At 66.6% G+C, this 9606-nt stretch carries 8 protein-coding genes and 1 pseudogene; 1 reads left to right on the forward strand and 8 read right to left on the reverse strand.

Annotated features, from left to right (window positions below; genetic code table 11):
* Positions 1-203: 203 nt before the first annotated feature.
* Positions 204-3023: an AfsR/SARP family transcriptional regulator gene (locus A8G15_RS24200; protein WP_211270233.1), complete on the forward strand. Its 2820-nt coding sequence runs from the start codon at positions 204-206 to the stop codon at positions 3021-3023.
* On the opposite strand, the gene A8G15_RS24205 is transcribed toward A8G15_RS24200, so the two are convergent.
* The 8 genes and pseudogenes from A8G15_RS24205 to A8G15_RS31225 form a co-directional block, all read right to left on the reverse strand.
* Positions 2952-3503 carry a phage tail protein gene (locus A8G15_RS24205; RefSeq protein ID WP_068165475.1) on the reverse strand — a complete coding sequence of 184 codons (552 nt, stop codon included), beginning with the start codon at positions 3501-3503 and terminating at the stop codon, positions 2952-2954. The two genes, A8G15_RS24200 and A8G15_RS24205, sit on opposite strands and share 72 nt — an antisense overlap.
* Positions 3500-5455 carry a putative baseplate assembly protein gene (locus A8G15_RS24210; protein WP_245687980.1) on the reverse strand — a complete coding sequence of 652 codons (1956 nt, stop codon included), beginning with the start codon at positions 5453-5455 and terminating at the stop codon, positions 3500-3502. Before A8G15_RS24210 ends, A8G15_RS24205 begins: the two co-directional genes overlap by 4 nt.
* Positions 5452-5889 (reverse strand): GPW/gp25 family protein, encoded by a 438-nt coding sequence (locus A8G15_RS24215; RefSeq protein WP_068165476.1) that lies wholly within the window; start codon positions 5887-5889, stop codon positions 5452-5454. The genes A8G15_RS24210 and A8G15_RS24215 overlap by 4 nt, the downstream gene beginning before the upstream one ends.
* Before the next feature lie 3 nt (positions 5890-5892).
* Positions 5893-6174 carry a PAAR domain-containing protein gene (locus tag A8G15_RS24220; protein WP_068165477.1) on the reverse strand — a complete coding sequence of 94 codons (282 nt, stop codon included), beginning with the start codon at positions 6172-6174 and terminating at the stop codon, positions 5893-5895.
* A gap of 12 nt (positions 6175-6186) precedes the next feature.
* A complete protein-coding gene (locus tag A8G15_RS24225) occupies positions 6187-7998 on the reverse strand; it encodes a VgrG-related protein (RefSeq protein ID WP_068165479.1) in 1812 nt (603 codons plus the stop codon).
* Positions 7995-8777, reverse strand: coding sequence for a CIS tube protein (locus A8G15_RS24230; protein ID WP_068165481.1), 783 nt, complete (start codon positions 8775-8777; stop codon positions 7995-7997). Before A8G15_RS24230 ends, A8G15_RS24225 begins: the two co-directional genes overlap by 4 nt.
* Positions 8778-8790: 13 nt before the next feature.
* Positions 8791-9228 carry a phage tail protein gene (locus tag A8G15_RS24235; RefSeq protein WP_068165483.1) on the reverse strand — a complete coding sequence of 146 codons (438 nt, stop codon included), beginning with the start codon at positions 9226-9228 and terminating at the stop codon, positions 8791-8793.
* A gap of 16 nt (positions 9229-9244) precedes the next feature.
* Positions 9245-9606: pseudogene (locus A8G15_RS31225) on the reverse strand (hypothetical protein); the annotation flags it as partial.

A 9606-nucleotide genomic window follows, 5' to 3' on the forward strand; every position in this document is an offset into this window, starting at 1 on the left:
CATCCGTGCGCGCGGTGCGCCCTGCGCCGGGGGAGATCGGAATGTAGTCGGGAAAACACTCGCCTTCGTATCGGTTCGAGGAGGATATTCGAACGGTAGGGGACTTGCAGTCCGGTGCCAGGGGTGGATTCAGAATGCCAACATCGGCGATATTGAGGGCAAAACTTCGCCTGCCCGCGTCGCGTGGATTGCGGCGAGAACGATTGCTGAAACAGTGCCGCGACGCATCGACTCCGGTGGTGGTCGTCGTCGGACCGGCCGGATCCGGGAAATCGACGCTGTTGTCCCAGACCGCGGCGTCGACCGAGATCCCCGTCGCGTGGTACCGGGTCACCGAGGACGACTCGACCGAACCTGCCTTCGGCAGATATCTCAGCGCCGCCGTGCGGGAAATGGGATTCGCTCTCGACTCGGACACGAATTCGATCGACGCCATTCTCGGCGAACTGGACAAAATCGACGATATCGACGGTTTGCTGGTCATCGACGATGCTCACGAGATCACCGGAAGTGCCGCCGAACGGGCATTGGGACGTTTTGTCGCGTTGCGTCCACCTCGTTTCCGGATCATTCTCGGAACGCGGCGCACCCCGAACATCAACCTGCCGCGACTCGTGGTGTCGGGTGATGCGCGCGTGATCGATCCGGACCAGTTGCGATTCCGGTCGTGGGAAGTCGAAGAACTGTTCGCGACCTTCTACGGCCAACCCCTCTCGCCCGAACCGGCAGCGCGGCTGACGCACCGGACGGGAGGGTGGGCCGCAGGGCTGCAATTGTTCCACCTCGCCACCTCCGAACTTGCAGGCTCCGACCGGCAGCGCGCCGTCGGCCAGCTCACCGTGCACTCGAGGCTCGTCCGGGCATACCTCGCCCGGAATGTTCTGGCGGAACTGCCTGCCGATCAACGGTGGTTCATGACGCACACGTCCTCGCTCGGAATCATGACCCCCGCTCTCTGCGACAGCCTGCTGGGGATCGGCGACAGTGGTCGTATCCTGCAACAACTGACCGAACGCCAGTTCTTCACCGAATGCGACGACGCGGGCCTGACCTTCCGCTATCACGAAGTGCTCCGGACCTACCTCGAGCTCGCCCTGCTGGAAACACAGGGGGAGGACGGAACGAGGGCGTGGTATCTGCGGACCGCCCGGATATTGGAGGATGCCGGTGAGCACCGCCAGGCCGCCCACGCCTACGCCAAGGCATCGGACTGGGCGGCGGTGTCGCGGCTGGTGCGACACGCGACCGGCTGCGCCGTGCCGATAGGCAACGACGATCCGCTGATCAATTGCGGCGAATGGCGAATCGATCCTTGGCTGGCGCTCGCTTTGGCGCGCCTGCGCGCGCGGGAGGGGGCCATCGCGGAAAGCGAACGGACCTACCGGGAGGCGCGCGAGCTGCTCGACGACCCGGAGTTCGTGGCACGGTGTGAATCCGAGCGGCGGGAGCTGCTGGCGTGGTTGCCGGGACCGCCGATCGACGTGCGACCACCGCAACACTGGCTCGCGCCATTGCGGGCCGCGTTGCGGACGTCCGCCGCCGGGCGCCCCTCGACCGGACGGGGAAAGCCGCAGGCCCGATTCGTCGAGGGGATGTGTGCCCTCACCACGGGTGAAATCGACTCGGCCAGAGAGGCATTGATCGATGCACATGCGGCCGACGAGCCGCTTCCCGCGATCGCGTCGCGTCTGGTGGTCGCGATCGTCGATGCGCTTCGCGGCGAGACACCGGATCCCGCGATACTGAACGATCTCGCGTCGCGCTGCTATCGGGAGGGGCTGCCGTGGCTGGACAGGGTGTGCCGCGGCGTGCAGGAACTGCTGCTGATGCGCGAGCGTCCCGCCGGATGGCGCGCGGACATCTGCGAGGAAATGTTGGCCGAGTGCGAGAAGGTTGGCGATCACTGGGGAGCCGCGCTGTTGACTTTCGGCCTTGCACTGGTCGCACTGTATCGACGTGATCCGAGGGCATTCGAGCGGTTCGAGGATGCGGCACGCCGATTCGGGCAACTGGATGCTCCGGTTCTCCTGGTGTGGAGTCGCGTCCTGGGGCTGAACCCGGCCGCGCCCGACATCGCCGCCCGGGCGACGCAGGCAGCCGCCGCCGCGCACGGTATCGGACTGCCACGCGCCGAATCGATGGCACTGTCGCACACGACCGGTGTCGGCAAAGGCCGCTTTCCCACGCTCGGAGACCTCGCCCCGGAGACGCGGGGTCGCGGCGGCGCGATCCGCGGCGGGATGCCTGCCCCGATCGGGATCTTCTGCTTCGGTGGCTACCGGCTCGAGTCCTGCGGGCTGGTCGTCGACCTCTCCGGTCTGCGGCCGCAGGCACGTACGCTGCTGCACCTCCTGTCGATCACCCCGAACCTCGATTGCCACCGTGAAGTGCTCGAAGATGTTCTGTGGCCGGGCGCACCGCACGACGTCGCATGCCACCGGCTGCAGGTGGCGGTCTCGAGCGTGCGACGACTGCTCGGGGAGCACGGACTGGCGCTGCAGCGACGCGACGAGTCGTACCGGCTGTCGGTGCCCGGTGACGGCTTCTCCGATGTGGCCGAATTCCATCGCGCGCTCGCCGATGCCGCAGCGCGGGGCGAGCCCGAGGCGGTGCGCGAGCGCGTGTGCTCGCGGGAATACGCGCTCGGCCTCTACACCGGCGACCTGCTGCCGGAGGACGGACCCGCCGAGTTCGTCACCACCGAACGGCAGCGACTGCGACACACCGCCGCGGTCGCGGCGGTGGCTCTCGCCGAAGATCATGTTGCGCTCGGCGACGACACGAAAGCGGACTGCGCGGCGCGGCGGGCAGTGGATCTGGACCCGTATCAGGACCTGCCGTGGCGAATCATGATCGGCATCCGCGAGAGGGCGGGCGATGCGAGTGCCGCCGAACAGGTGCGCTTCGACTATCGGCGGGTCCGGGCGGAGCTCGGTCTCGTCGAGAGCGGTTCAACCGCCCGACGGGGCGACGGAGATCTCGACCCGGTGCGGAATGTGGGCCGGCTTGACCGCTTCGACTAGCGCATCGAGTCGCCGATCGTCGGTCCCGTTCGGGTCCGCGACGGTCATCCGGACAACGAGGATCGGATGCGGACTCCCCGGGGGCGGAGTGCCTGCCGTGGTGGATGCCGCACTGCCCCCGGACTCTTCGATCTCGGGCTCGACGTCGAACACCGCCACCACCGCTTCGCGGATTCCGCGAACGGTGCCGCGCGTCGCCATCGTCCGGACTCCCGCCGCGATGAGATCGCGTCGGCGCGACTCGGATTCGTGGCCGTCGAAGGTGATCCCGATCCACCCGGCGAGCCATCCGAGCAGGTCCTCCGGGGTGGTGTACGGGTCGAGGTAGGCGCTGAACGAATCGAGTGTCGCCAGGATCGGGGCGAGTACTTCGTCGAACGCGGCGCACAACTGCCGAGTGCGCGGATCCAGCCGGTACACAGCGGGCATCGTCTCGACGAACGGTCGCGCGGACAGCAGTGAATCGACGGTGCCTCTCACGTCGTCATCACCACCTGATGATCGAACGAGTACACCAGAGCGCCGGAGGCCACGGGCACGATCGACACGCGTGCCCCGCGAGTTCCGGTGGCGGGATCCGCCGCGTACAGCCGGATCGTCGTGTCACTCGACATGTCGACGCCGGGAACGGAACTGATCGCCGCGGCGATCTCACCTTCCTGCACCGAGCGGCCGAGCGGCCATCCGTTCCCTTCCCTGCCGCCGTGCAACGGGTCGAGGAAGCCGTACAGTGCGCCGAGAATCGCGGATTCGACTCGGGCGGGCGGGAATCCCGGCAACGGGCGAACGCCCACCACGACCACGGTGATCGCCTGGTACATCGGTGGTTCGATCACCAGACGCGTGCCGACGAGACGACGCTCGTCGAGATATCCCCGGATCCGCTCGACGGTATCCGCCGGCGGATCCAGATCGGCGAGCGCGATGCGCCCCGACTCGTCCGTGCGCACGTGCGGCACGAGAAGCACTCGCACCACTCCCGTGTCGGACGCATCGCTCGCCGGCAGGCAGTGCACCCGCGCGATTTCCGGTGCAACCTCGCGCGTCAACTGCTCGAAGTCGCGGCCGGTCACAGCGCGACCCCTCGAATGCAACAGCAGCGGTCCGCGGATCTTCAGGTCGTCGAGAGTTTCGGGAGGTGCGCCGCCGATCGCCGGACCGCGGTTCTCGACCCGAGAAATATAGGGCACGCTCGTCTTCAACACCCGGATGCGACCCGTCGCGACGTTCCCTTCGGCGCCGCCGCCCGTCCGGTACGCGGCCATGCGTACCGCGGCGGATTTCGCCGGGGCGGCACCGTAGCGACGCAGTGTGCCGTCGGCCTGGCGCAGCACCGGGCCGAAGGAGACCTCGCCGGTGACCGCGTCCACGTGGAACACCGGGTCCGCCTCGGTCGCGTCGGCGAAGTGGTCCACGTGCCGCCAGGTCGACTCCTCACCACCGTCGACGACCACGACGCTGCAGCCCGGCCATCGCAGCACCGGTGCGTGCCGCACCCGAAGATGTTGTGCCGCGGTGCCGTCGGAAATTCCGAGAAACTCGTCGCGGACGACGCGTGCGTGGACGATCGCTGCGGTGCCGCCGATCGTCCGCGCAGCCACCTTCCGAATCCGGGGCGGTTCGGAGTACTTGCGCTGGCTCGCTTCGGCTTCCCGGAGCCGGCATCGGATCCAGGCCCTGCGCGCGCCGACGGAGACGGATTCGTCGTGGTTCACCGGAATGTGCAGGACCACATCGCCGGGCTTGTTCAGGCCGCCGGTGTCGTCGCGATCGACCTCGCAACGTTTCCATCCGGCGGCGGTCTTCGCTTCCCAGACCAGCGGTGGTCGCCTCGGATCGACCCCGACTCCGGAGACTTCACAGTCGATGCGGAGCAGCACCGCGCACGACGGGACAGCGTTCGACAACCCGATCATCAGGGAGTCCCCGGGGCGCGGCACGGGGGAGAAGCAGGTGAAGCCGGACCCGCGCATCTCGTTGGTGCGCTCGACGGGGTCCGCGTCCACAAGCTGGACGCCGACCCAGGTTGCGCTGCACGGAACGATGTCGAGACGATTCACCGTCGAGAACACCACCGGCTCGGTGACATCCGTGCGATCGGTCGCCACTTCGGTTTCCGCGCGCACCACCACCGTCTGCGGCTGCGGCGCGGAAAGCCAGAAGGTGACCGCCCCCTGCGCGACCCCCGGAGGGCGCTGTTCCACGCCGATCAACTCGAGGAACTTGACGTAGTTGCGATCGGGGACGCGATTCAGGCGGTAGATGAGCTGATCGATCATCATCGCGAACGTTTCGATGAGAGTGATTCCGGGATCGGAGATGTTGTGGTCGCTCCACTCCGGGCACTTGTCCTGTACCAGGCGGCGTGCGTCGTCGACCAGCTGCTGGAAGGTTCTGTCGTCGAGGTTCGGAGCGGGTAGCACGTCGGTCACTTCCTCTGGGGCGGTTCGACGGTGGTGAACGTATCGGAGGGCTCGTCGACGATCAGATAGAACGGGAAGACGAGATTGCGGATGTCGTTGCGCTCGCGGAGAGAGTAGGTGATGTCGATGTAGCAGGTCGTCGGGACGGACGAGTCGAATCGGACGACCACGTCGACCATGTCGATTCGTGGTTCCCACCGGGTGAGGGCATCGTGCACGTCGGCGGCGATCGCGGCGGCGGTGCCCTCGTCAGCGGGCGAGAAGACGTGATCCTGGACGCGGCAGCCGAACTCCGGTCGCATCGGTCGCTCACCCGGCGCGGTTCTGAGGATCAATTCGATCGCCTGCTCGATGTCGCGGGGACCCGACGCCAGCGCAACAGCGCCTGCGGCATCGAATCCGACCGGATAGTTCCAGCCGCGGCCGATGAAATCGGCGGACATGCGTCAACCTCCGATCAGGACGGTGGGGGCACCGGAGACGATCGGAGATCCACAGGCGGACATGTCGCCCAGCCGTGCGGCGGGCATGCCCCCGATGAGCACGGTCGCCGAGCCGGGTCCGGCGATCACCGACGGTGGGTGCGGTGGGGGAGGCGGGAAGCTGCAGATGTGCGGGGTGCCCACGGTTGCTGCCGGCTGCCCGGCGATGAGAACCGTGAGAACTCCCGGGGGACCGATCACTCCGGGATGGGCCGTCGGATCGCCGACGCGCGCAGCAGGGGGCACGACTACCACTCCTCAGTTGATCTTGACCAGTGGGCCGGACACGATTGCCAGCCCGTCGGCTTTGAACTCGGCGGTCGCGCTCGCAGCCACCTTCACGCTCGGCCCGTCGATCTTCACGCCGGCCGTGTCCACATCGACCGTTCCCCTGCCGCCGGAGATCTTGACCGCACGCTTTCCGTTCAAGACGATCTCACCCGAGGTGAGCTCGATCTTCGAATCCGCGCCGTCGATCACCACACCCTGGGTTCCTTCGATGAGGACCTTTCCGTCGCTGTGGATTTCGATCTTGGTTCCGATCTTGTCGAGGGACAGACGCAGGCGCCCGTCACCGGTCTCGGCCAGGACGCCTTCGGTCTTGCCGTCCTCGTCGAGCAGGTCGATCCGATGCCCGTTGCGGGAGACGAACGAGCGACGATTCACCGCTCCCGATCCGGAGTCGATGAGATTCGGACCTTTCGAGTCCGCGGTATCGATTCCGTTGTGAAGACCTGCGAGGACGTAGGGCCGATTCGGGTCGTTCTGTTCGAAGACGACGAGAACTTCGTCTCCGACTTCGGGAACTACGAGCGCGCCGCGTTCCTTCCCTGCTCCCGGCTGCGCCACGCGGGCCCAATCGCTGACGTAGTCTGCGGACAACCATGGGAAGGTCAGTCGGACCCGGCCGAGTTGTTCCGGGTCGCGGGCATCGCTGACCAAGGCCACGACCACTCCGTAATCCGTCTCACCGCCGGTGCCCGACGCAAGCCCGAACAAGCTGCGTTCCTCCTTGCCGGTAACGGACAGTGACGTGGTGTAACCGCCTGCGCCTGGCACGTACCGATGCCGGGCGGCGGTCACGAGGTATTTCCCGTCGAACGGCTCACCCATGTTCGCCAGGCAGATCGGTGTGTCCGCTCGCAACTTCGGGTTCCCGCGGACGAGCGCCTCGACCTGAGCGAACGAACCTCCGATCACCTCGGCGAGAGCGGTTGCCGCCGAGTCCGCTTCGGGTTGGGTGCGGTACGCGACATCGGATGCGACATAGGTGGGACTTCCGAAGGTCGCCGCAACATCCGCCGGGGTGATCGTCGGCAGCACAGCACTTTTCGTCTCCGCCGGCGCTTCCGCCACGATCGCCTGTTTCTGCGCGACGTCCCATCCCCGCACCTGCACCTTGGCTACCTGCTCGGCGGCGGTCACCACCGAACGAACACGCAGCAGGTCCGTCCCGAACGTCAGCACGAGAGGATCTCGGCTGGACGTACCGTCGGCCTGCGGAGCCTCGGCGGCGGGTTTCCGAGGGCCGAAGTCGAGCTTGTTATCGCGGACGGCGACCTCGAAGCCGACACGTCTGGCGAGCCCGACGAGGAATTCCCAGTCGGTCCGGCCGCATTGGGCCAGATGGTCGAACACGGTACCGGTGGACGTGATGTCCCCCAATTCGATTCCGGCGCTGCGCGCAACGGCCATCGCTGCGTCCGAGGCCGTCGTCTGGGTGAAGGCTCTGGTGTGTCTGCCCCGAAAGAGCCGGTGGGATGCGTCGTAGCCCCGAATCGTCGTGAAGGTTCCCGTGCCGTCGAATTCGAGGTCGACGGCGGTGACCTCTCCCGTCACCAGCGGTTCCGGAACGTTGACCGCGTCGGTGACGACGGCGATCGCCAACTTGGAGCCGATCGTGATCTTCGACTTGGAGAGGAGCGTCCGGTCGGTGTCGCGGAAGCGCAGGGCGAACGCATCGGGTACCTGCAGGCTCGAGTCCACGATTGCGGTGGCGAGCACGGCGACAAGGTCGTCGGCGAGGCGATCTCCCTCGACCTTGATCTCGAGTCCGGATCCCGATGTCACGGCGCCGATCCGATCCGCGTCAGCAGGTCCGACACACCCGGCAGAACGATCGATCGGCCTGGTGGGAGGCGGGTCGGATCGTCGATTCCGTTGTAGGCGGCCAACGCTCGCCACATCGCGGGATCTCCGTACTCGCGATAGGCCAGCAGGTGGAGCGAGTCGCCGTCGACGACCTCGTGAACACGACAGTGTGTGACCGAGCCCGAAGACGGATTCTGCCTACTTGTTTCACCCGGCATTTCTTCCAGGCTCACGCTGCACACTGCGCGGATCGGTTTGCCGGTCGGCGCGAACAGTGTGTACTTCACGCTCACCTGGGTGACGAAGGCGTTGAAGCTCGTCGTTCCGCCCCATTTGAGTACCACCAGCGGAGGCATCGGCTTCGGTGCCTTCTCGTCGACCGGGATGCAGCACGAGAAGAGTTGCTCGACCGACTTCACGACGTCGGTGTCCTGCTTCATGGTCGCATCGAAGAACATCTCCAGGGTGAGCTTGCACGGCTCCGGTCCGGAGTATTCCGGTGGTCCGGCCTTCTTCGATCCCTTTGCCGGGCTCCGGTCCCACTTCGCCGACTTGGAGATGGTGATCTCCTTCGGGTTGAACTGGAACTTGATGCTCCCGAGTGAGCTTCCGCGTTTGCTTCCGCCTACGGCCTTCTCTGCCTTGTACAGGAAGAGTTCCGCGTGCTTCTGCGCCTCGGGCGGCATCGACTTCTTTCGCGCGGAGTTGTTCGCCGGGGGCGCGGCCGCCGTGTTGACCAGTGCGATCGGGTCGGTCATTCGTCGGCCACCTTCACTTGGGCCCGGGCAGAATGCCGTGGTGCGCGATTTCGAGCGTCTCGGTTGCGACCTTCGCGGTGTCGACGTTCAGGCTCGGACCCGTCCACCGGACCGGCAGGACTCCCTGCAGGGACCAGGCGGCGATGATCTGTCCGTCCGCCGAGCGTGCCGATATACCCGCCGTGGTCGGCTCCAGGTGCTCGAGGGCTTTGCTCAGCCATTCGGTCAACTTTCGGCTGTTCGGTCCCACCGGCCGGCTCAATTTCACGTTGGTGAACTTCATCCGGCTGGGGAGTTGCCACACCATGGTGTTGTTGCCGCCCTCCTCGCGTTGTTCCATCACGATTTCCACCCCGAGCCCTTCACAACTGTTGAAGGTGCCGATTTCTGTGCCGTCCACGTCCACCGTGAAGCACACGCTCACGGCGGGATCGTCGCTCGAACTCGACATCGGATTCTCCTTCGGCTCAGATCCGCGGATCCGCGAGCAGGCCGGCGCGTTCCCGGTCGAGCCACAGTTCCGTCTTGATACGCGTGACGATCGGTTCGTACAGGCAGTTCGCGAGCTCGTCGATGTTCACGCCGGGAGCCGGAGCGGTGCCGGCGCCCGCCGCTGCCGGCGGAGGGGCGCTGGGAGGGGTACTCGGCGGGGTAGCCGGGCTCGCGGCTTCGTCGGGGGTGGGCTCGGCCTGCCGGGACAGCCCGATCCGGCGTTGTGCCACCGGATCGTCCACGGAAGGCCGGGATTCGTCCGTATCGCTCTCCTGCGCCACATGAGCGAACATCTCCCGCAACGACACCGGTCGCGCGCGCCCGACCTCGACCACGC

Source organism: Rhodococcus phenolicus, assembly GCF_001646785.1.
Taxonomy (GTDB): domain Bacteria; phylum Actinomycetota; class Actinomycetes; order Mycobacteriales; family Mycobacteriaceae; genus Rhodococcus; species Rhodococcus phenolicus.

What these genes read in the sequence shown, in the direction of transcription:
- A8G15_RS24215 (WP_068165476.1), bottom strand. Translation starts at nt 5,889, where the DNA reads ATGTCCGCCGATTTCATCGGCCGCGGCTGGAACTATCCGGTCGGATTC.
- A8G15_RS24230 (WP_068165481.1), bottom strand. Translation starts at nt 8,777, where the DNA reads ATGACCGACCCGATCGCACTGGTCAACACGGCGGCCGCGCCCCCGGCG.
- A8G15_RS24235 (WP_068165483.1), bottom strand. Translation starts at nt 9,228, where the DNA reads ATGTCGAGTTCGAGCGACGATCCCGCCGTGAGCGTGTGCTTCACGGTG.